This is a genomic window from Symbiobacterium terraclitae (genome assembly GCF_017874315.1).
GTDB classification, from domain to species: Bacteria; Bacillota; Sulfobacillia; order Symbiobacteriales; family Symbiobacteriaceae; genus Symbiobacterium; species Symbiobacterium terraclitae.
The window spans coordinates 1-19,943 of sequence record NZ_JAGGLG010000039.1 but is presented as its reverse complement, the minus strand read 5'-3'; the positions used below and the strand labels follow the sequence as shown (position 1 = coordinate 19,943).

Below are 19,943 nucleotides of genomic sequence, written 5' to 3'. Positions count from 1 at the left end.
GACTTCGTCTCCCAGGCGGCGGACTCCTGCACGCCCCGCGAACGGCGCACAGCCCTCCGGACCCCCGGAGGGCTGTGCGTGCCCCGAACCGCTCAGTACTTCCGCTCCACCACGACGGTGTAGTCCATCGCCAGGATGACCACGGCGCCCAGCGCGGTCAGCACCGGCAGGATCAGGGCGAAGACCACGGCGCCGGTGACGGGCAGATTGAGGATCTCGATCCCCTTCGGATCCCGGACGATGATCCGGGTGACATTCCCCTCGTGCAGGATCCGCTTCAGGGTCTCCACCAGGTCGCGGCCGCTGACCTTCAGCTCCTCGGTGAAGCCGCCGGGGGCGGCCTGCGCCGTCGCCTGCTCCTGCTCCAGCTGGATCGTCGCCAGCACGGCGTCCCAGTCGTTGGCCTCCAGGACCTCCCGCGCCCGGGCGTAAGAGATGTCGAACCTGGCGCGCAGCAGGTCCATCTTCGCGAGCTTCTCCCGCTCCTCCATCTGACGACCCCTCCTCTCCTGTGTCGGGTCGACATTGCCGATCCCAACTGGTCAGACGTCTGTTCGCGGCTCGTCCCTTCACCGTGCGCGGTCTTCCCCGGCAGCAGGCCTGCACGGGACCTGACGCCCTCCCGCCGGGTCCCCGGTGACCCGCCCGGGGCGCACTGCAGGGCGGCGCCCGCCTCACCGGGAGACGGGCGCCGCCATCGTCATGGGCGAACAGACAGGGTCACAGCGACCAGGGCTCGGTCAGCACGCCGGTCTCGGGGTCGCGCCGGTAGAGCATCAGCCGGTGGGTCAGGGTCAGCTCGGCGCCGGCCAGGCCGGGCGCCAGCTGCGCCAGGCCCGCCAGCACCTCCTCGGGCTTCAGGTTCCCCTGTGAGCCGGTCTGCACCAGGGCCCGCAGCTCGCCGGGCCCGGTGACCGCCAGCTCGTAGACCTGCGGGCGGATGTCGACCGGGCGGGTGCCAGTCCGGCCCTCCCGGGCCACCACCACCTCGCGGGCGGCGAGGAAGGCCGCCACGGCGGCCTCCAGGGCGGCCTGGTCGGCGCCCTCCACCGTGAGGCGGTAGGCGGCGGCGTTGATCTGCGCCATCAGCGAGTCGCCCTCGCCGGGGGCGGGGCGGGCCTCCAGCACCCGCACGCCCTGCGGGAGGTGCTGGTTGGCGCGCGCCAGGAACTCCGCCGGGTCCACCGGCTCGGTCAGGTCCACGTCGAGAAACTCGCCCTCACTGCTTGTCCCCGTCGCCAGCGCGGAGGCGTAGCTGATGCGGGGGTGCGGGTTGAACCCCTGGGTGAAGGCCAGGGGCAGTCCGGCGCGCCGGAGGCCCCGCTCCACGGTGCGCTGCAGGTCCAGGTGCGACAGGAAGCGGGCCAGGCCCACCTTAGCCAGCCGAATCCGTAACTGCAAGTTCGTCCTCTCCCACAAAGCCCGCCGGCTTCAGCGTCGGCAGCACGTTGTAGCTCATGCACACGCCGCAGAGGTCGCAGTTCTCCCAGCGGCAGTCCTCCACCTCGACCTCGGCCATCGCCCGCCGGTGGTCGTCGATCAGCCACTCCCGGCTCAGCCCTGGCGACAGGTGGTCCCAGGCGAACCGCTCGCCGTAGCCCTTCTTCCGGTACGTGTAGAACGCGATGTCGACCCCGGCCTCCTCGCAGGCCCTGAGCCAGAGGTTGTAGTCGAAGTGCTCGTTCCAGCCGTCGAACCGGGCGCCCATCTGCCAGGCCCGCAGGATGGCGTTCGCCACCCGCCGGTCGCCCAGCGAGAGCAGGGCCTCGATGTGGCTGACGTCGGCCTCGTGGTACTTGTACTCGATGCGCCGGTCCTTGAGGAAGCGCTTGATATACTGCTGCCGCCGCCGAGCTTCCGCCAGCGTCACCTGCGGTTCGAACTGGAACGGCGTGTGCGGCTTCGGCACGAACACGGAGACCGAAATGGTCACCCGCACCTTCCGCGCCTCCTGGCGGCCCAGCTCCTCCTCGGCGATCTCCAGGGCCCAGTGCCCCTTCTCGGCGATCGCCTCCAGATCGGCGTCGGTCTCGGTGGGCAGGCCGAGGATGAAGTAGAGCTTCACCGCCCGGTAGCCGCTCCGGAACGCGGCCCGCATGGCGTCGCGGATGTCCCGGTCGGAGACGGTCTTGTTGATCACCCGCCGGATGCGGGCCGAGCCACCCTCCGGCGCCAGGGTGATGGAGCCCTTGCGCACCTTGCTCACCGCGTCGGCCACTGCCACCGAGAAGGCGTCCACCCGGGTGGAGGGCAGGGTCACGTTCACGCCCTGGCACTGCAGCTCGTCCGACAGCCGGCCAACCGTGCTCTGCACGTCGGTGTAGTCCGCCGTGGAGAGCGAGACCAGCGAGAGCTCGCTGTAGCCCGTGTTCCGCACCATCTCACGGGCCAGCTTCTGGACAAGCTCCGGCGACCGCTCCCGCACCGGGCGGGAGATGTAGCCGGCGTGGCAGAAGCGGCAGCCGCGGGTGCAGCCTCGGAAGACCTCCACCTGGGCCCGGTCGAAGACGATCTGCGTGTTGGGCACCACGGGCCGGGTGGGGAAATCGATGGCGTCGAGGTCCTTCACCGTCGCCCGGTCCACCACCGCGGGCACCCCGGGCTCGGTGGGGCGGTACTCCTTGATCGTGCCGTCGGGGTTGTAGGTGACCGCGTAGAAGCCGGGCACGTAGCAGCCGGTGATGGAGGCCAGCCGCCTGAGCAGCTCCCGGCGGTCCTTCCGCCCGCCGTCGCGCCAGGCCTTGTACGCGTCGAGGATCTGGTGGATGACCTCCTCACCGTCGCCCAGCACCGCCACGTCCAGGAACGGGGCCAGCGGCTCGCAGTTGAAGGCGCAGGGGCCGCCGGCGATGACCAGCGGGTGGGCCTCGGTGCGCTCCGCCGCGAACAGCGGCACCCCGGCCAGGTCCAGGCAGGTGAGGAGGTTGGTGTAGGTCAGCTCGTAGAGCAGCGGGAAGGCGATGATGTCGAACTCGCTGACGGGGGTCCAGCTCTCCAGCGTGAAGAGCGGAATCCCCTCCGCCCGCATCGCGGCCTCCATGTCGGTCCAGGGCGCGTACGCCCGCTCGCAGCAGGCGTCCGCGCGCCGGTTGATCTGGTGGTACATGATGAGCGACCCCAGGTGGGACATGCCCACCTCGTACGCGTCGGGGAAGGTCCAGGCGACCTTCAGGTCCACCTTGCTGTGGTCCTTCACCACGGCGTTCCACTCGCCGCCGGTGTAGCGGGCGGGTTTGGAGACCCGGGGCAGGAGCCGCTCGATGCGGTCGCGCAGGGCCTCGGCCATGCCGTCACCCCTTGTCCTGTCTGTGATGTGGATCACCTACGATGTTACGCGAAAGCGACGGGTAAGTAAACCTCGGTGTTAACGATCCAGCACTTCCTCCACCGTCGCCCGTGGGCCCAACTCCTGGAAGGCGTCCATGATCTCCGCCTCGTGCAGGGTGCCCACCGGCAGCAGCGCCCGGTCGACCACCAGCACCAGGTGGTAGCGCCGGTCCGACAGGTGCTCCAGCACCTCGCCGATGCGCGTGCCCTCCACCACCACCAGGCTGCCGCCCGGGATCAGCCGCTGCCGGGCCATGCGCTGCCGCTTGTGCAGGAACTGCCGGTACGACCGGAACACGGCCTCCTCCCCCTCCGCGAGCGCCCCGAGGATCAGAAAGAGCCCGCCTGCCAGGGGGGTGAGGAAGAGCTGGCCGGAGGCGGCCAGCACCCCCAGGGCGGCCGCCGACATGACGGCGCCGCAGAGCAGGCCCAGCCTGGTGCTCCAGATCGTCGTGCGGCGGTATCCCCACCGCTGGGCCAAAAGCCCCCGCAGGGCCCGCCCGCCGTCCAGCGGCAGGGCGGGAATCAGGTTGAAAAAGGCCAGGTTGGCGTTGACCTGGAAGAAGAAGCGGACCAGCGAGGGGTCGAAGAGCGCATCGCCCATGAGGAAGCTGGCGAGCCCGGCCAGCAGGAAGGACTGCACCGGCCCCGCCAGGGCGACGGAGACCTCGGACTGGGGGTCGAGCTCCAGCGCCGTGTCCAGCCTGGCCATCCCGCCCAGGGGCGTGAGCAGCAGCGAGTCCACCTCCACGCCCAGCAGCCACGCCACGGTCAGATGGGCCAGCTCGTGTGCGGCCAGCGAGCCCACCAGGATGAGCACCTCCATGTAGTAGCCGCTGACGCAGGCGGCCACGAGGGCCAGCAGGAAGAGCCAGTGCACCTCCACCCGCACGCCGCCGAACTGACCCAGCCTCACATGGCCCCCCTCCCATCGGAGTCTATGGACGGGCCCCCGGCTTCATGCGGGCGCAAACAAAAGCGAGGCCCCCGGCGGGAACCTCGCGAAAAGGCGTTAGTGAGGAACCTCTCGACTAGTTGGCGGCTGCCAGCTGCAGCTGATTCAGGTCTTCGATTGCTCCGCTACCACGGCGGAGGGCCCGATACCCAGCTACCCGACCGCCCAGCATCGCCTTCATGTACTCGCAGGCGATCTCGGGATCTACGGTATAGCCGCAGGTGTAGCAGTCGATCGCAGCAAAGCCCTCTTCGGGATACGTGTGGATCGAGAGATGCGACTCAGACAGGACCAGGACGCCGGTAACGCCCTGAGGGCTGAACTGGATGAAGCTCTCACCCACTACCGTGGCTCCGCAGCGGGTTGCTGCCTCGTACATCACACGCTTCAGGAAGTCAACGTCGTTGAGCTTCTCGAAGGCAACCTCGCGCAGATCCATGGTCACGTGGCGGCCATAGGTCGAGTAGGCCATGGTAGAAACTCCCCCTTCGGCTGATCATTTCTAGCCCTCTCAAGCTAGACGGGACCATCGTCACGCCAACGGGGGAAAAGTCGGGCACAGCCCCAACCCTTTAAGGCGTGCTAGGTTCCTATTCGGTTCTCAGACCCGCGTGTTGAGACGATCCCAACCTCCAGAACAACGTGGCCTGCCCCGTCAGGGGCTTACAATAGCACGGATTGTACAGGACAAACCGCTCAAAGTCAACATCCGCGCCTGCATTTTCTGCCGCGTTGTTTCTTGTGGGCTGTCCACCCCCGGCAGGGGGTGGCAACCTACAACAATATATCGCGTTCCGCCCCCCGTCGCAAGAGTGGAGTGGACCGTTTACCACATTTCCCTGCTGCTGGAGCGCAGCGATTGTCAGCATGAAAACCCGGTCGCAGGCAGAGACTAGCCGGGGGAGGTGAATGCGATGGCCAGCCAGCAGATTCGCTGCACCGTCAGCAGCTGCTACTACTACGAATCCAACGACAGGTGCGCCGCGGAGCAGATCATGGTGCGGAGCAAGCCCGGCGCGGGAGGCAGCGCCAACATGGAGGTCGGCGCCATCGGCGGGCAGGCTCAGGAATCCAACCAGACGCTCTGCGAGACCTTCATCCCCCATACCAAGGGGCCGAAGCCGGGAATCAGGCGAATCGGGAGTTAACCCCACCCAGCGGGAGGAGGATTGGAATGGCCCGAAGACGTTCGCTGCTGTCCGACGCAACGAAGATGCATCTGGCCCGTCTTCAGGGCGCCGGCGACAGGGTTCAGCCAGGCGACTACGGCATGTTGACCTCCCGGGAGGCCGGCAACATGGTGAAGTACGCCATCCAGGCAGCGGAGCAGGCCCTGGCCGGTCAGTCCCCGAATCGCCCGTAGACCAGACCGTCAGGAGGGGGGCTCACGCCCCCCTCCTGACGCGGTTCACATCGTTGTGGCCGCGGCCACCGTGACCTCCATACTCTGGTCCTTGTCGCGGCGCTCGTCGATGCTGATGTTGGTGACCACCCGCTGCGTGCCCCCGGTGAAGGCCGAGCGGTGCATCTTCTCCGCGATGTCCATCAGGGCTGGCAGGTCGCCTTCCATCACGGTGCTGGTCGGGCCCACGGTGTACTTGATGCCGTTCCGGTGGGCCTCCTGAAGCGCACGGGAGACCACGCTGGAGAAACTGGGGCACTCGGTACCCACAGGGACCACACTGATCTCAACCAGCGCCACCCGGCCTCACCTCCCGGCTTAGTGGAGGGCCCGCTCCTTCACCTGCCTGACCACCTCGTCAACGGTCTTGCCGGTTGCGTCGATCACCGGGAACTGGTTGCCGTTGGTGTCGTGGATGCCCATGAAGTTGTTGGACATGCCGGTGACCACGGCCGCGCCCACGCCCTCCATCTTGCCGGGCGACAGCTTGGTGACCGTGTAGCCCTCGGCCTTCAGCGCCTCCTTCACGTTGCTGAGGCCGTCTTCCACCGCGATCCGCATCGACACCACCTCCGCACGGTTGTTGTCGTACGGGACAGGAGGCCAGGCTTAGTCTGCGCGTGCGTTCGGTTTCGATGCGCGGCGCGCGCCGTCAGGATTTGCCTGACGGCCGCCGGGCTTGATCGGTGTTCGTCTGCGGGCGGTTGCGGCTGACCTGGCCCTTCGGCGCCCCGAGGTGGGGGTCGTCCGGGCTGTCGACGGCGACCAGGGATGCGGCGCCGTGGTCGAGGCCCGGCGGCTGGCCGGCGTGGCCACGCCCGCCTGTCGCGTGCCGGGCGGAATGGTTCTTCTCGGTCACGGGCAGATTCCTCCTTCTGCGGGTTGGCTCCCGCAGCGCTAGTCTGCCCGCGCCCGGTGGGGATGTTACGGACGGGCGCCGAGGGTCGCCTTCAGGGTCAGCTCCTGGCCATCGCGGATGATGGTCAGCTCAACCGTGTCGCCCACCTTGTACCCGCCGATCCGGCTGACCAGCTCGGAGCTGTTGGCCACCTTCCTGCCGTCCACCGCGACGATCACGTCGGCCGAGACCAGGCCGAAGCGGTCCGTCTCCGGGTTGCGCAGGCCCGCCTTCTCGGCGGCGCTGCCCTCGAGCACCTGCGTGACCAGGGCCCCCTCCGTCGAGTCCAGGCCCAGCAGCCGGGCGTACCGCTCGTTCAGGTCCTCCAGGTAGACCCCCAGGTACGGGCGCTGCACGTCCTGGCCCGCCATCAGGGTCGGCAGGATCTCCTTGGCGGTGTTGATCGGCACCGCGAAGCCAAGGCCGACGTTGCCGGAGAACTGCGACGGCGCCGAGATGGCGGTGTTGACGCCGATCACCTCGCCGCGTCCGTTCAGCAGCGGCCCGCCGGAGTTGCCCGGGTTGATGGCGGCGTCGGTCTGGATGGCGCCGGGGATCGTCGTCGTCTCCTCGGTGATCTCACGGTTGAGTGCGGAGACGATGCCCGCCGTCACGGTGAACTCGTGGCCGTAGGGGTTGCCGATGGCGATGGCCAGCTCGCCCACCTGCACCTGGTCCGAGTCGCCCAGCGGTGCGACGACCAGCTGCTTGTCGCCGGGGTCCACCTTCAGCACGGCCAGGTCGCTGGTGCGGTCGGTGCCCACCACCGTGGCGCTCAGGGCGGTGCCGTCCAGGAACTTCACGGTGATGTTCTGGGCGTACTCAACCACGTGGTAGTTGGTGAGGATATAGCCCGCGGGGTCGACCACGAAGCCCGAGCCGCTGCCCGCGGTGCGGTACCAGCCCTGACGGCCGACGACGTCCACGGCGACCACGGCCGGCGCCACCCGCTTGTAGATCTCGGGGATGACGCTGGCCCCGGCCTCGGCCACCGTCTGCACCACCGGCTGCAGGCTCTGGGCCGGGGAGTTGGGCTGGTAGCCCGAGGGAGCCGCGGCCTGCTGGTTCCGCATCAGGTAATAGGTCGACGCGCTGCCCACCGCGGCGGAGAGCATCACCAGCGCCACGGCCGCGGCCAGCATGCGCCAGCCTGTGCCGCGGCGGGGCTCCCGCTGCTCGGGCTCCGGCGGGCTGTAGAGCGGCACCACGGGGGCCGCGGGCACCTCCGGCGACGCCGGGATCTCCGGCAGCTCCAGCTCCGGAGACGAATCGGCAGCCTCTGCCTCCGGCGCCGGGGCGGCAGACCCTACCTCCTGCTCCCGGCGCGGCTCCTCAGCGTCGGGATTCGGCCTGGGATCAAGCTTATCGTCATACATGGACAGAGTCCCCCTTATACACCAGTGTTCCTCATGGACCTGTCCTCATCATAGACACTGCGACTGAAACAGAACTGAAGCCTCACTAAGAGCAAGCTAAGAATTCGCGCTCGGCGACGCCGGCCGGTAGATGGGCAGCCAGAGGCTGAACGTGGAGCCCTCCCCGACCTTGCTCTCGGCCGTCAGCCGCCCGCCGTGCAGACCGGCGACCCAGGAGGCGATGGCCAGCCCCAGGCCGCTGCCGCCGCCCGACCGGGCGGGGTCGGCCCGGTAGAACCGGTCGAAGACTCGGGGCAGGTCCTCGGGCGCGATCCCCCGGCCCGTGTCGATCACCTGCAGGACGACCCCGTCGCCCTGACGGCCGGCGCGGACGGTGACCGTGCCGCTGGGGGTGTACTTGAAGGCGTTGTCCAGCAGGATCAGCAGCGCCCGCCGCAGCCACTCCGCATGGCCCAGCACCATCACGCGGTCCAGCGCCTCGGGCAGCTCGCGGCGGAACTCCACGTTGTGGGGCAGCGCTTTCGCCCGGTCGCACACCTCCCGCACCAGCGGACCCAGCGCCAGCGGCTCCAGCTCCGGCTCCTGCCCGGCGTCCGCCCGCGCCATGGCCAGCATCTCCTCCAGGAGCTGCGACATGCGGGCGGCCTCGGACTTCATGTCGGCCAGGGCCTCCGGGTCGAGGCTGCCCGCCCGCTCCAGGTAGTCGATGTTGCCCCGGATGATCGTCAGCGGCGTCCGCAGCTCGTGGGAGGCGTCGGCCACGAACCGCTTCTGGGCGTCCACCGCCGCGGCCAGGCGGCCGTACAGCTCCTGGAGCTGGTCCAGCATGCCGTTGAAGGTGTGCACCAGGCTCCCCACCTCGTCGCCCGGGCCCTTGTAGGGCACCCGCAGGCTGAGGTCCGCCGACTCCCCGATGGCCTCCGCCGCCTGCGCCACCTTCGTGATGGGCTTCAGGGCCCGGCCGGCCAGCAGCCAGGAGAAGGCGCCGGTGACGACGGCGAATGCGGCGGTGGCCACGCTGAGCAGCGGCCTGAGGTTGGCCAGCACCCGCTCCAGGAGCCGCGTGGGCTGGGCCACCTGCACCCAGAAGCGGGGCTGGTCGTTCACGTAGATCGGCAGGCTGAAGAGCCGGTAAGGCTCGCCGTTGACGTCGCGCTCGGTGGTGAACGTCGGTTCGCCGGCGGCCGCCCTGGCCGGCAGCGGGAAGGAGCCGAAGTCGCTCGACTGCGTGACGATGTAGTCCTCCGCCCGCACCATGATGAACGTGGAGCGGTCGGCCAGCGAGCGCAGTGAGGGGATGGACCAGGTCAGCGGCGCCCCCTCGGCGACCCGCCAGGCCACCGACTTCAGGGTGGCGTCCACCTCGCTGATGTAGCTCCAGTGCATCACGTAGTACAGGAGGAAGCTGAAGAGCAGGAGTGCGGCCGTCATCTGGGCCGAGTACAGCAAGGCGAGCCGCAGCCGAAGCGACATGGTCAGCTCACTCCTTCAGGACGTACCCGACGCCGCGCACCGTCTGGATCAGCCGCGGCTCCCCCCCGGCCTCCAGCTTCGACCGCAGGTAGCCGACGTAAACCTCGAGCACGTTGGACTCGCCCGAGTAGTCGTAGCCCCAGACCTTTTCCATGAGGGTGTCGCGGGTGAGCACCTGCCGCGGGTGGGTCATGAACAGGTGCAGGAGCTCGTACTCCTTCGCGGTGAGGCTGATGCGCCGGGAGCCGCGGAACGCCTCCCGGGTGGCCGTGTCGAGCCCGAGATCGGCGAACTGCAGCACCTGCTGGCCGCCGTTGCCGTCGGCCGAGCCAGACCCGCTGCGCCGCACGAGCGCCCGGAGCCGGGCCAGGAGCTCCTCCAGGGCGAAGGGCTTCACCAGGTAGTCGTCGGCGCCCTGGTCCAGCCCCTTCACGCGGTCGGAGACGGCGTCCCGGGCTGTGAGCATCAGGATGGGGAAGTTCTCGCCGGCCGCCCGGATGCGTCGGCAGACCTCCAGGCCGTCCACATCGGGCATCATCACGTCGAGCACCAGCAGGTCGGGCGGCGCCCCGGCGATCATGCGCAGCGCTTCCGTCCCGCTGTTGGCCACCAGCACGTCGTATCCTTCCAGGGCCAGGCTGCGGCGAAGGAACGCGGTGATCTTGGGGTCGTCATCGACCACCAGAACGCGCAGAGCCATTGCGGCACCTCCCTCGTGCCAAGTGCGGGTTTGTGCATCTTTAGTATAGGTGATCAAAACCACGGCCGGAAGACGTGCGTCCTCCGGCCGTGGACATGCGCTATTTCCGCCCTGCCTTCTCGATGTCGTGCACCCACGAGAGGGCGGCCTCCAGGATCCCCTCCGACAGCGTCGGGTGGTAGTGCGGCGTCAGCGCCACGTCCTCCATCAGCGCCCCCATCTCCAGGGCGAGGGTCACCTCGCCGATCAGCTCCGAGACCTCCGGGCCGATCATCTGGGCGCCCAGCAGCAGGCCGCTCTTCCGGTCGCCCACCAGCTTCACGAAGCCGTCTGACTCGCCCATCGTGAGCGCCCGGCCCACGGCGGCGAAGTTGTACCGGCTGACGACGGGGTCGTAGCCCTTCTCCCGGGCCTGGGCCTCGGTGAGGCCCACGTAGGCGATCTCAGGGTCGGTGAAGATCACCGCCGGCACCGTCTGCCAGTCGGCAGCCGACTTGAGGCCGGCGATGGCCTCAGCCGCCACGCGCCCCTGGGCGCTGGCCTTGTGGGCCAGCATCACCGGGGAGCAGACGTCGCCGATGGCGTAGATGTGGCTGACGTTGGTGCGCATCTGCTCGTCGACGGGGATGAACCCCTTCTCGTCCACCCTGACCCCGGCCTTCTCCAGCTGCAGCCCCTCGTGGTAGGGCCGCCGCCCCACCGAGACCAGGACCTTGTCTGCTTCGATCTCCTGCACCTTGCCCTCGGCGTCCTCCACCCGGACCTTGCCGTTCTGGAGGCCGCCGGACGCCTTGGCGTTGAGCAGCACGGTGACGCCCAGGCGGCGCAGGCGGCGCATCAGCACGTTGATCAGGTCCGGGTCCGTGCCGGGCAGCAGCTGGCCCGTCGCCTCGACGATGGTCACCTTGGAGCCGAGCTTCGCGTAGGCGATGCCCAGCTCCACGCCGATGTAGCCGCCGCCGACCACCAGGAAGCGGGCCGGCACCGCGGTGAAGGCCAGCGCCCCCCGGGCGTCGACCACGTTCTCCCCGTCAATCGGGAAGAACGGCGGGTTGATGGCCCGGGAGCCCGTGGCGATGATCGCGTGCTTGAAGCTGTAGGCAGCGGTGCCGCCGTCGTTCAGCTCCACCTCCAGCGAGTGGGGGTCGGTGAACCGGGCCCTGCCCTTGACCACCTCGACCTGGGCCGCCTTCATCAGCGAGGCCACGCCGGTGGTGAGCCGCTTGATCACCTTGCTCTGCTTCCACTCCTGGGTCTTGGCGAAGTCCACCTCCACGCTGCCCTTCACCACGATGCCCCGGTCGGAGCCGTTGTTCACCTTGTGCACCAGGTCGCCCACCGAGATCAGCGCCTTGGAAGGGATGCAGCCGTGGTTCAGGCACGTGCCGCCCAGCTCCTCGCTCTCGACCAGCGTGACGTCCAATCCGAGCTGGGCCGCCCGCTGGGCGGCCACGTACCCGCCGGGACCTGCGCCGATCACGACCACGTCGGTCCCGGTCTTGATGGAACCCATGACCACGTCTACATCGCCTCCATCATGAGCAGTGTCGGGTTGCTGAGCAGTTCCACAAGGCGGTTGACAAACCGCGTGGCCATGCCGCCGTCGATCAGCCGGTGGTCGAAGGAGAGCGCGAGGTGGGCCATCTTGCGGACGACGATCTCGCCGTCACGCACCACGGGCCGCTCGACGGTCTTGCCCACACCCAGGATCGCCACCTCGGGGTGGTTGATCACCGGGGTGAAGTAGAGGCCGCCGATGGAGCCCTGGTTGGAGATGGTGAACGTGGAGCCGCGCATCTCGTCGGGCTGGAGCCTGCCCTCCCGCCCGCGTGCGATCAGGTCGTTCATCTCCGCGGCGATGGTGAAAACCGACTTGCGGTCGGCGTCCCTGATCACCGGCACCAGGAGCCCCGCGTCGGTATCCAGGGCGAAGCCGATGTGATACGACTTGCGGAGCACGATCTCCTGCGCCTCGTCGTCGATCATCGCGTTCAGGTAGGGGAACTCCTTGAGGGCCGCCACCACCGCCTTGATGATGAAGGGCATGAAGGTGAGCTTGATGCCCTTCCTGGCCGCCAGCTCCTTGGCCTCGGCGCGGAAGGCGAGGAGTTCGGTCATGTCCACCTCGTCGACCACGGTGACGTGCGGGGCCGTGTACTTGGACTTCACCATGCGGTCGGCGATCACCTTCCGGATGCCCCGCAGCGGGATCCGCTCGTCGGCGGCGCCCGCCTGGGCGGCAGGGGCAGCCGGTGCGGCGTCGGCGTCCGCGGCCGGCGCAGCGGCCGGGACGGTGGCGGCCGGTGCGGCACCCGCCTGCGGCGCGGCCGCCGGGGCGGCCCCCCGGGCGGCGAAGGCGCGGACGTCCTCGCTGGTCACGCGGCCCGCCGGGCCGGTGCCCGGCACCTGGTTGATGTCCACGCCCAGCTCGCGGGCCAGCTTGCGCGTGGCCGGCGCGGCCAGGGCGCGGCCCCCGGGCTGCGGGGCGGCAGCGGGGGCCGCTGCGGCCGGAGCCGCGGCGGCTGCAGGCGGCGCCACCACGTCGGCGGAGGCCTGGGGCTGCCGGCCCCCCGGCGCCGCGGCCGCGACGCCGGCGGCCACCTCACCGGCCTCGGGCAGCGCGCCCCCCTTGCCGTCGTCGAAGATCACCACGACGCTGTGGACCTTGAGGATGTCGCCGGGCTGGCCCAGGAGCTTCACCACCTTGCCGCTCACGGGCGAGGTGATCTCCACGGCGGCCTTGTCGGTCTGCACCTCCATGATCGGCTGGTCCTCCTTGACGGTGTCGCCCTCCTTGACCAGCCAGCGCAAGAGCTCTGCCTCGTGCAGGCCCTCGCCCACGTCAGGCAGCTTGAACTCGAATGCCATGGCTCCGTAGCTCCTCTCGTGCTAGTACGTCCGGACCGCCGAGATCGCCTCCAGCACGCGACCGGCGTCGGGGATGAACAGGTCTTCGCTGAGCAGGTAGGGCATGGGGATGTCGAACCCGGTCACCCGGGCGACAGGCGCCTCGAGGTACTCCAGGGCGTGGTCGTTGATCAGGGCGACCAGCTCGCTGTGCAGCCCGGCGGTGCGCGGCGCCTCGCTGAGCACCACGGCGCGGCCGGTCTTCTTCACCGACGCGACGATCGTGTCGACGTCGATGGGGTTCAGCGACCGCAGGTCGATCACCTCTGCCTGCCAGCCGTGCTCGGCCTCCGCCTTGGCGGCGGCCTCCAGCGCCGTGTGCACGTGCACGCCGTAGGTGAGGACGGTGACGTCCGTCCCCTCCCGCACGACGGCGGCCTTGCCGATCGGCACGGTGTAGTACCCCTCGGGCACCTCGGCCCGGAAGGCCCGGTAGAGCCGCTTCGGCTCCATGAAGAGCACGGGGTCGGGGTCCTCGATCGCCGCGAGGAGGAGCCCCTTGGCGTCGTACGGGTTGGAGGGGGCGACGATCTTCAGGCCCGGGTTGTTGGCGTACCAGGCCTCGATGGACTCGGAGTGGTGCTCCAGGGCCCGGATGCCGCCCCAGGACGGGATGCGCACCACCAGCGGGCAGGTGAAGCGGCCGCGGCTGCGGTGCCGCACCCGGGCGACCTGGTTGACCAGCTGCTCGTGGGCCGGGGCCAGGAACCCGTCGAACTGCACCTCCACCACCGGCCGCATCCCGTTGACGGCCATGCCCATCGCCGTGCCCAGGATGCCGGACTCGGCCAGGGGGCAGTCGATCACCCGGTCGGGGCCGAACTCCTGGATCAGCCCGTCAGTTGCGCGGAACACGCCGCCGTTGATGCCGATGTCCTCACCCATCAGGACGACCCGGGGATCCTGCCGCATCGCGACCCGGAGCCCGTCGTTGATCGCCTGGATCAAGGTCACCTTAGCCACCGAGCTTCCCCTCCTTCTTGGCCAGATAGGCCTTCAGGTACTCCTTCTGCCGCACGAGGTTCGGCGTGGGCTCTGCGTAGAGGTAGTCGAACAGTTCGTCCACCGACGGCCGCGGCATGGCCTCCGCCTCGGCGACGGCCGCAGCCACCTGCTCCCTGGCGGACTCCCACAGCGCCTCGTCGTCGCTGTCGGACCAGCCGCCCTGCGCGGAGAGGTACCGGCGCAGCCGCTCGATGGGATCCCGCGCCTGCCACTCCTCCAGCTCCTCCTGCGTGCGGTAGCGCTTGGGGTCGTCGGAGGTGGTGTGCGGCCCGTAGCGGAAGGTGACGGACTCCACCAGCGTCGGCCCGCCGCCGCTCCGCGCCCGCTCGATGGCCTCGTGCATCACCGCGAGGACCGCCAGCACGTCCTGCCCGTCCACCCGCACGCCGGGGATGCCGTAGGCCAGGGCGCGCTGGGCGATCGTGGGCGTCTTGAACTGCCGGCTGTTGGGGGTGGAGATGGCGTAGCGGTTGTTCTGGATGAAGATGATGGCGCCCACGTTGAAGACCGCGGCGAAGTTCAGGGCCTCGTGGAAGTCGCCGGGCGAGGTGCCGCCGTCGCCGGCGTAGCCCACGGCCACCGTGTCCTCACCCCTGAGCTTGCCGGCCCAGGCGGCGCCCACGGCGTGGAGCAGCTGGGTCGCGATCGGAATGGAGATGGGGAAGGCGTTGACCCCCTCCGGAGCCCGGCTGCCCTTCTCGTCGCCCATGAAGTAGCGCAGGATGTTGACGAAGGGCACGCCCATCACGTGCATGGCGCCGTGGTCCCGGTAGGTGGGGAAGATCCAGTCCCTGTCGGGCCGGAGCAGGTAGGCCGAACCCACCTGGCTCGCCTCCTGCCCGCTGAAGGGCGCAAAGGTTCCCATGCGGCCCTGGCGCTGCAGGTTGAGGCAGCGCTGGTCGAAGACGCGCAGGAAGACCATGTGGCGGTATACGTCCTTGAGCTGCTGCGGGGCCAGGAAGTCCGGCAGGGGCTCAAGCAGCTTTCCGTCGGCGCTCAGCACCTGCCGCACCGGGAAGAGCCGCTCGACCTCGAGTGTCGCAGTCCGTACGTCCATCTGGTTCCCTCCTCCTCCTCTGAGCCGGGCCGCCCGCGCACCTGCCGGCGCGCCCGGCCCTGGCTACACGTATCTTGCCGCTGATTAGGTGTTCGATACGGACAGATCCCTGCAATTCACCGGAATTCGGTTGACCGGTTAGACCTCATCCGCTATACTTTTTGACTTCGCATGTGTAATAACGGGTACGTCGTCCAGACAAAAGTCCTTCGACACGGTTCGACTCTTATTGACAAATGGTTCAATCTTCGCGATGATAATTGCAACGGGTGATAAATTTCTATTTAAGTATTCCCGTGCTTGGGAGGTGTGATGTCGTGGAGCAGGACCGTCGGATCTTTGAAATGCAGGCCCGGCTGTGCCAGGTCCTTGCAAGCCCGAAGCGGCTGGAGATCCTGTACACCCTGAAAGACCAGGAAATGACAGCTGGTGAGCTTGCCAAGGCGGTCGATGTTACCATGCCCAACCTTTCGCAACATCTCTCACTGATGAAGCAGCACGGCCTGGTAGAGTCGCGCAAGGAAGGCCTCAACATGTACTACCGCGTCGCCTCCGACCAGATCCTGGAGACGCTGGCGTCGGTGCGCAAGGTGCTGGTTGAGCAGCTGGCGCGGCAGTCGAAGCTGCTGGAGCAGGTCCAGTAGCGGCGCCTCACCGCAGCAGGGCGGGCCGCCCCGGAAGCCCGCAGGAGCAGGAGACCGGATGCCCGGAGGCATCCGGTCTTCCCCATGTCGCCATTCCCTGTCATAATGGGGAACGTCGAGACTTGCGCCGCACAAGGAGGCCCGCCCATGGACCTGCTCGCCGTGATCGATCCCGTGGCCGTCCAGATCGGCCCGCTCACCATCCGCTGGTACGGCATCATCATCGTCAGCGCCATCATGCTCGCCATCTGGCTGGGCGACCGCTTCGCCCGGGACCGGGGGCTGAACGCGGAGTTCGTCACCGACCTGGCGATGGTCATTGTGCCCGCGGGCATCCTCGGGGCGCGGCTGTACGAGGTGTTCTTCCTGCAGTGGCCCTACTACAGCCAGCACCCGGAGAAGATCCTCGCCATCTGGGAGGGCGGGCTGGCCATCCACGGCGCCCTGCTGGGCGGCGCCATCGCCGGCGGGATCTTCATGCGCTTCCGCCGCCAGCCGTTCTGGCCCTGGGCCGACGTGGCGGCCGTGGTGCTGCCGCTGGCACAGGCAATCGGCCGCTGGGGGAACTTCTTCAACCAGGAGGCCTACGGGGACCCGGCGCCGCAGTGGCTGGTCGACCTGATGCCCGGCTGGCTGCGCGAGGGGATGACCATCAGCGGCACCGTGATGCACCCCACCTTCCTCTACGAGTCGCTCTGGAACCTGCTGGCCTTCGCTGCGCTCCTCTGGTTCCACCGGCGCCGGCCCACGCCGGGCGTGCTCATGAGCCTCTATCTCATCCTGTACAACACCGGCCGCTTCCTGATCGAGTCGATCCGCCAGGACTCCTCCTTCATCTTCGGCTGGATCCGCGTGGCGCAGCTGGCGGCGGTGCTGCTGATCCTGCTGGGCTTCGGCCTGCTGATCTACCACCTGCGCCGGAACCCCTCCCCCGACGAGGTCGGCCACTGAGCCGGCCTGAGCACCGGGCTCCGGCCGCTCGCAGGACGAGGAAGCAAGAACCGTGGACCGGCGTGCGTACTCGCCGGTCCACGGTTTCACTTCTATGCTCGGCCTGCTGTGTGAAGGCGCCCCCTCACGGCTCTTTCGGGGTGCTGCCCTCCAGAACCGAAGCGTTCGACGGCCCGTCCGGGCGCCAGTTGACCACCTCTCCCACCCTGCAGGCAGGGACGGGCAGCGCCGCGAAAGGGTAGCGGCGCTCTCGCGACGAATCAGGCAAACCAGACACTGCGGGGAGGGGGAAATCTTACCTATGGTCATGTCTCGTGCTGAAGTCGATCAGCTTCAGCCCGACGCGCTGCCCCTGCTGGAGACCTACCGCAATGGCGAACACAGCGCGCTGCTGGCTGAGGTGGACCAGCGCTCCCGTTCCGGCCCGCTCCCGCCGGACGTGCTGGGACTGGCCGCGGCCAGCCTCGTGGCCCTGGAGCGGTACGAGGAGGCCGCCACGGCCGCCCGGGAGGCGGCGGGGAGGGCTCCCCGCAAGGCGTGGCTGTACCACGTCCTCAGCCGCGCCGAACTCGGGCGCGGCGACCGCGCCCGGGCCCTGGAGGCGGCCGAAGCCGCGTGCCGGCTCCTGCCCGGCCACCCGGACTACCTGGCCACGCTGGCTGCCTGCCGCCGGGAGAACGGCGACCCCGCCGCCGCGGCGGCCACGGCCCGGCAGGCGCTGCTCTCGGCGCCCGACCATCCAGGTGCGCTGAACCAGCTGGGCCTGGCCCTGGCGGCCTCAGGCGACGAGGCCGCTGCCCTGGAGCAGTTCACCCGGGCCATGGAGGCCGCCCCGCAGGAGCCCGAGGCGTACCTCAACGCGGCGGCCCTGCACCGCAAGGCCGGCCGCGTGCCCGAGGCGCGCCGGGTGCTGAAGGATGCGCTCCGGCACATCCCCGGCCTGCTGGAGGCCGAGGAGCAGCTGGCGGGCACCGTCGGCAGCAGCCCGCTGGTCCACGGCCTGCTGCGCCACCTCATCCACCTCTCGCGCCTCACCATGACCGGCTGGCTCATCGTCGCCTTCATCTACTACCTGTTCTTCCGGCTGCTGGAGTTCCTCTGGAAGTACTTCCCCGTGCTGCTCCCCGTCAGCCGGGTACTGCTGCTGGTCGCAGCGGCCTGGCTGCTGGGCGGCGCCCTCTGCGGACGGCTCCTCCGCCTCGCCCTCAGGCGGGGCTAGCCGGTCATCCACGACCGGATGCCGACCAGGGCGACGAACAGGGCCAGCACCGCGTGCACCAGCGGGCGGTTCCGGTAGGCCTGGCCTGCCGGGCTGCCCGGGCGCAGCAGGAACTGCAGCAGGGCCCCGACCCCCACAAGCCCGCCGTAGAGCAGGTGCTGCAGGTACGGCTGGCGTCCCTGGAGCAGGAAGAACGCCCCCACGCCCAGCTGGAACAGGGCGATGGCGATCGAGGCCGGCAGCACCCGGTAGTACCCGTCGGGCATTGCACGGCGCTGCCGGGCGGCCGCCACGGCCCAGGCCAGCAGCACCAGGTTGACCGCCGCCAGGGCCACCACGCCCAACTGTTTCATCTGCAACATGTTCATGACCCGCTCATGCCACCTCCTGAATGCGGAAGGTTCTGCACGAGCGGGTCACTCTCCTGTTCCCGGGTCTGCCTGCCGGCCGGTGCCGCTACCGGGCGGCGTCCACCACCGCGGTCAGCGCGACCGCCACCTCCTGCCCCACGGCGTCGAGCCGCGGGTCGCCCATGAGCGACAGCAGCGCCCCGGGGCTGGTGAAGCCGATGGTCGTCTGCCCGTCCACGCGCTTGACGACGACCTTGCACGGCAGGAAGTAGGCCACGGACGGGTTGGCATCGAAGGCGCGCTTGGCGAGCGGCGCGCTGCACACCTCGAGGATGCGGATCTCGTGGGGCAGGTCGAACCCCTTCGACTCCAGCGTCTGCGTGACGTTCAGCTCAAACAGGACGCTGAACTTCCGCTCGGCCAGCGCCGCCTGCACCGCGGCCACGGCCTCGCTCAGGCTCTTTTCCGTCTTCACCTCGTACGCGAACTCCACGAAGACACCCCCATGGGTTGTGGTGGGACACGTCTGGTTTCTATCATACCCTACGGGGTATAACAGGGGCAAGGGCGAAGTTCGGGGGCCTAGACGTGGCCCTTTCCGGACAGCGAGGCGCCGGAGTCTGTACCAGTCGGAACAGGCACAGTACGATGAAGGTGCACAACGGGGGAACGCAGAGGAGGGAACACCGATGGCAGTGGTACTGGTGGCCGGCGGCACGGGGTTCATCGGCTCGCACATCGTGCGGCGGCTTCTGGCGGACGGACACCGCGTGATCGCCATGTCCCGCAGCCCCGGCCGGGCGCAGGGCAGGCTGCCCCAGGGGGTGGAGCTGCGCCGGGGCGACACCGCTGACGCCTCCACCCTGGGCCCGGCCCTGGAGGGCGTCGAGGTCGTCGTGGCCGCGATTCAGTTCCCCAACCACCCGGTGGAAAACCCCCGCCGGGGCCACACCTACGTGAAGGTCGACGGCGAGGGGACCGTGCGGCTGGTCGAGGCGGCCAGGCGCGCCGGGGTGCGCCGGTTCGTCTACATGTCCGGGGCCGGAACCCGGGAGGGGCAGACGAAGCCCTGGTTCCTCGCCAAGCTCATGGCCGAGAAGGCGGTCCGGGAGAGCGGCATCCCCTACACCATCTTCCGGCCCTCGTGGGTCTACGGCCCGGAGGACCGCAGCCTGAACAAGTTCGCCACCTTCGCCCGGGTGCTGCCCTTCGTGCCGGTGATCGGCAGCGGCCGCACCCGCGTGCAGCCGCTCTACGTCGGCGACCTGGCCGCGGCGGTGGCCGCCAGCTTGGGCGCGGAGGCCGCGGTGAACCAGACCTACGAGATCGGCGGGCCAGAGGAGCTGACCATGGACGAGATCGTCCGCACGATGCTCCGTGTGATGGGCCGGCGCAGGCCGCTGCTCCACGCCCCCGCGGGACTGGTGAAGCTGGCCGCTTGGCCGCTGCAGATCCTGCCGGACCCGCCCCTCTCGCCCGCCGCCGTGGACTTCGTGCTGATGGAGGAGCCGGTGGACAACACGGCGGTACTGCGCGACCTGGGGATCAAGCTCACGCCGCTGGCGGAGGGGCTCAGCTACCTGCGCTAGGAGCCTGTCCGGGTAACCGCACGTGAGATAGGGGCAGACTCCCAATGATTGGATATCAACGATCGTGCCTACTTCTTCATGCGCTGTCTG

23 protein-coding genes are annotated in these 19,943 nt (G+C 69.1%); 6 read left to right on the top strand and 17 right to left on the bottom strand.

Translation table 11 applies throughout. The annotated features are described in order from the left end of the window. Nucleotides 1-92: 92 nt before the first annotated feature. The 5 genes from J2Z79_RS16680 to speD all read right to left on the bottom strand — a co-directional run bounded on the left by J2Z79_RS16680 (nucleotide 93) and on the right by speD (nucleotide 4,754). Nucleotides 93-491, bottom strand: coding sequence for a DUF4342 domain-containing protein (locus J2Z79_RS16680; protein WP_209468036.1), 399 nt, complete (start codon nucleotides 489-491; stop codon nucleotides 93-95). A 229-nt stretch (nucleotides 492-720) separates the two neighbouring features. Beyond that, the gene (locus J2Z79_RS16675) at nucleotides 721-1,401 is read right to left on the bottom strand and encodes a TIGR03936 family radical SAM-associated protein (protein ID WP_209468035.1); all 681 of its coding nucleotides are present in this window, start codon (nucleotides 1,399-1,401) and stop codon (nucleotides 721-723) included. After that, entirely contained in the window at nucleotides 1,376-3,286 is a 1,911-nt protein-coding gene (locus J2Z79_RS16670) for a TIGR03960 family B12-binding radical SAM protein (RefSeq protein ID WP_209468034.1), read from the bottom strand. Before J2Z79_RS16670 ends, J2Z79_RS16675 begins: the two co-directional genes overlap by 26 nt. A 78-nt stretch (nucleotides 3,287-3,364) precedes the next feature. Then, complete coding sequence (locus J2Z79_RS16665) at nucleotides 3,365-4,243, bottom strand: site-2 protease family protein (protein ID WP_209468033.1); 879 nt, start codon at nucleotides 4,241-4,243, stop codon at nucleotides 3,365-3,367. A gap of 115 nt (nucleotides 4,244-4,358) precedes the next feature. Continuing rightward, nucleotides 4,359-4,754, bottom strand: a complete 396-nt coding sequence (gene speD / locus J2Z79_RS16660) for an adenosylmethionine decarboxylase (protein WP_209468032.1) — start codon at nucleotides 4,752-4,754, stop codon at nucleotides 4,359-4,361. A 442-nt stretch (nucleotides 4,755-5,196) separates the two neighbouring features. Between speD and J2Z79_RS16655 the strand changes: the two genes are divergently transcribed. After that, nucleotides 5,197-5,430, top strand: a complete 234-nt coding sequence (locus J2Z79_RS16655) for a DUF1540 domain-containing protein (protein ID WP_209468031.1) — start codon at nucleotides 5,197-5,199, stop codon at nucleotides 5,428-5,430. A gap of 26 nt (nucleotides 5,431-5,456) precedes the next feature. Beyond that, nucleotides 5,457-5,645: an alpha/beta-type small acid-soluble spore protein gene (locus J2Z79_RS16650; RefSeq protein WP_209468030.1), complete on the top strand. Its 189-nt coding sequence runs from the start codon at nucleotides 5,457-5,459 to the stop codon at nucleotides 5,643-5,645. A 45-nt stretch (nucleotides 5,646-5,690) separates the two neighbouring features. On the opposite strand, the gene J2Z79_RS16645 is transcribed toward J2Z79_RS16650, so the two are convergent. The 10 genes from J2Z79_RS16645 to pdhA all read right to left on the bottom strand — a co-directional run bounded on the left by J2Z79_RS16645 (nucleotide 5,691) and on the right by pdhA (nucleotide 15,100). Next, nucleotides 5,691-5,984, bottom strand: coding sequence for an MTH1187 family thiamine-binding protein (locus J2Z79_RS16645; protein ID WP_209468029.1), 294 nt, complete (start codon nucleotides 5,982-5,984; stop codon nucleotides 5,691-5,693). Between the two features lie 18 nt (nucleotides 5,985-6,002). Then, nucleotides 6,003-6,245 (bottom strand): YkuS family protein, encoded by a 243-nt coding sequence (locus J2Z79_RS16640; RefSeq protein WP_209468028.1) that lies wholly within the window; start codon nucleotides 6,243-6,245, stop codon nucleotides 6,003-6,005. A gap of 91 nt (nucleotides 6,246-6,336) precedes the next feature. Continuing rightward, on the bottom strand, nucleotides 6,337-6,543 hold the full coding sequence (locus tag J2Z79_RS16635; protein WP_209468027.1) for a hypothetical protein: 207 nt from the start codon (nucleotides 6,541-6,543) through the stop codon (nucleotides 6,337-6,339). A gap of 65 nt (nucleotides 6,544-6,608) precedes the next feature. After that, nucleotides 6,609-7,958 carry a S1C family serine protease gene (locus J2Z79_RS16630; protein WP_209468026.1) on the bottom strand — a complete coding sequence of 450 codons (1,350 nt, stop codon included), beginning with the start codon at nucleotides 7,956-7,958 and terminating at the stop codon, nucleotides 6,609-6,611. 96 nt (nucleotides 7,959-8,054) lie between these two features. Continuing rightward, nucleotides 8,055-9,431 (bottom strand): sensor histidine kinase, encoded by a 1,377-nt coding sequence (locus J2Z79_RS19040; RefSeq protein ID WP_209468025.1) that lies wholly within the window; start codon nucleotides 9,429-9,431, stop codon nucleotides 8,055-8,057. A 7-nt stretch (nucleotides 9,432-9,438) separates the two neighbouring features. Further along, nucleotides 9,439-10,131, bottom strand: coding sequence for a response regulator transcription factor (locus tag J2Z79_RS16620; RefSeq protein ID WP_209468024.1), 693 nt, complete (start codon nucleotides 10,129-10,131; stop codon nucleotides 9,439-9,441). A 100-nt stretch (nucleotides 10,132-10,231) separates the two neighbouring features. Next, nucleotides 10,232-11,644: a dihydrolipoyl dehydrogenase gene (lpdA, locus tag J2Z79_RS16615; RefSeq protein WP_209468051.1), complete on the bottom strand. Its 1,413-nt coding sequence runs from the start codon at nucleotides 11,642-11,644 to the stop codon at nucleotides 10,232-10,234. Nucleotides 11,645-11,652: 8 nt separating this feature from the next. After that, a complete protein-coding gene (locus J2Z79_RS16610; RefSeq protein ID WP_209468023.1) occupies nucleotides 11,653-12,999 on the bottom strand; it encodes a dihydrolipoamide acetyltransferase family protein in 1,347 nt (448 codons plus the stop codon). Nucleotides 13,000-13,020: 21 nt separating this feature from the next. After that, entirely contained in the window at nucleotides 13,021-14,001 is a 981-nt protein-coding gene (locus J2Z79_RS16605) for an alpha-ketoacid dehydrogenase subunit beta (RefSeq protein WP_209468022.1), read from the bottom strand. Next, entirely contained in the window at nucleotides 13,994-15,100 is a 1,107-nt protein-coding gene (pdhA, locus tag J2Z79_RS16600; protein ID WP_209468021.1) for a pyruvate dehydrogenase (acetyl-transferring) E1 component subunit alpha, read from the bottom strand. Before pdhA ends, J2Z79_RS16605 begins: the two co-directional genes overlap by 8 nt. Nucleotides 15,101-15,417: 317 nt before the next feature. Here pdhA and J2Z79_RS16595 point away from each other — a divergent pair, with 317 nt between their 5' ends. From J2Z79_RS16595 to J2Z79_RS16585, 3 genes are all read left to right on the top strand, one after another. Further along, entirely contained in the window at nucleotides 15,418-15,744 is a 327-nt protein-coding gene (locus J2Z79_RS16595; RefSeq protein ID WP_342589526.1) for an ArsR/SmtB family transcription factor, read from the top strand. 147 nt (nucleotides 15,745-15,891) lie between these two features. Further along, on the top strand, nucleotides 15,892-16,695 hold the full coding sequence (gene lgt, locus J2Z79_RS16590) for a prolipoprotein diacylglyceryl transferase (RefSeq protein ID WP_209468020.1): 804 nt from the start codon (nucleotides 15,892-15,894) through the stop codon (nucleotides 16,693-16,695). A 301-nt stretch (nucleotides 16,696-16,996) separates the two neighbouring features. Then, entirely contained in the window at nucleotides 16,997-17,914 is a 918-nt protein-coding gene (locus J2Z79_RS16585) for a tetratricopeptide repeat protein (protein WP_209468019.1), read from the top strand. Here the strand turns inward: J2Z79_RS16585 and J2Z79_RS16580 are convergent. Then, nucleotides 17,911-18,282, bottom strand: coding sequence for a hypothetical protein (locus tag J2Z79_RS16580; RefSeq protein WP_209468018.1), 372 nt, complete (start codon nucleotides 18,280-18,282; stop codon nucleotides 17,911-17,913). The genes J2Z79_RS16585 and J2Z79_RS16580 overlap by 4 nt on opposite strands. Nucleotides 18,283-18,370: 88 nt before the next feature. Next, a complete protein-coding gene (locus J2Z79_RS16575) occupies nucleotides 18,371-18,757 on the bottom strand; it encodes a DUF302 domain-containing protein (protein ID WP_209468017.1) in 387 nt (128 codons plus the stop codon). 196 nt (nucleotides 18,758-18,953) lie between these two features. Here J2Z79_RS16575 and J2Z79_RS16570 point away from each other — a divergent pair, with 196 nt between their 5' ends. Next, the gene (locus J2Z79_RS16570) at nucleotides 18,954-19,853 is read left to right on the top strand and encodes a complex I NDUFA9 subunit family protein (protein ID WP_209468016.1); all 900 of its coding nucleotides are present in this window, start codon (nucleotides 18,954-18,956) and stop codon (nucleotides 19,851-19,853) included. Nucleotides 19,854-19,943 lie beyond the last annotated feature (90 nt).

Excerpts from the sequence above, each read along its gene's own strand:
- J2Z79_RS16680 (WP_209468036.1), bottom strand. The coding sequence starts at position 491 with ATGGAGGAGCGGGAGAAGCTCGCGAAGATGGACCTGCTGCGCGCCAGG.
- J2Z79_RS16670 (WP_209468034.1), bottom strand. The coding sequence starts at position 3,286 with ATGGCCGAGGCCCTGCGCGACCGCATCGAGCGGCTCCTGCCCCGGGTC.
- speD (WP_209468032.1), bottom strand. The coding sequence starts at position 4,754 with ATGGCCTACTCGACCTATGGCCGCCACGTGACCATGGATCTGCGCGAG.
- J2Z79_RS16655 (WP_209468031.1), top strand. The coding sequence starts at position 5,197 with ATGGCCAGCCAGCAGATTCGCTGCACCGTCAGCAGCTGCTACTACTAC.
- J2Z79_RS16650 (WP_209468030.1), top strand. The coding sequence starts at position 5,457 with ATGGCCCGAAGACGTTCGCTGCTGTCCGACGCAACGAAGATGCATCTG.
- J2Z79_RS16640 (WP_209468028.1), bottom strand. The coding sequence starts at position 6,245 with ATGCGGATCGCGGTGGAAGACGGCCTCAGCAACGTGAAGGAGGCGCTG.
- J2Z79_RS16630 (WP_209468026.1), bottom strand. The coding sequence starts at position 7,958 with ATGTATGACGATAAGCTTGATCCCAGGCCGAATCCCGACGCTGAGGAG.
- J2Z79_RS19040 (WP_209468025.1), bottom strand. The coding sequence starts at position 9,431 with ATGTCGCTTCGGCTGCGGCTCGCCTTGCTGTACTCGGCCCAGATGACG.
- J2Z79_RS16620 (WP_209468024.1), bottom strand. The coding sequence starts at position 10,131 with ATGGCTCTGCGCGTTCTGGTGGTCGATGACGACCCCAAGATCACCGCG.
- lpdA (WP_209468051.1), bottom strand. The coding sequence starts at position 11,644 with ATGGGTTCCATCAAGACCGGGACCGACGTGGTCGTGATCGGCGCAGGT.
- J2Z79_RS16610 (WP_209468023.1), bottom strand. The coding sequence starts at position 12,999 with ATGGCATTCGAGTTCAAGCTGCCTGACGTGGGCGAGGGCCTGCACGAG.
- pdhA (WP_209468021.1), bottom strand. The coding sequence starts at position 15,100 with ATGGACGTACGGACTGCGACACTCGAGGTCGAGCGGCTCTTCCCGGTG.
- lgt (WP_209468020.1), top strand. The coding sequence starts at position 15,892 with ATGGACCTGCTCGCCGTGATCGATCCCGTGGCCGTCCAGATCGGCCCG.
- J2Z79_RS16585 (WP_209468019.1), top strand. The coding sequence starts at position 16,997 with ATGGTCATGTCTCGTGCTGAAGTCGATCAGCTTCAGCCCGACGCGCTG.
- J2Z79_RS16580 (WP_209468018.1), bottom strand. The coding sequence starts at position 18,282 with ATGAACATGTTGCAGATGAAACAGTTGGGCGTGGTGGCCCTGGCGGCG.
- J2Z79_RS16570 (WP_209468016.1), top strand. The coding sequence starts at position 18,954 with ATGGCAGTGGTACTGGTGGCCGGCGGCACGGGGTTCATCGGCTCGCAC.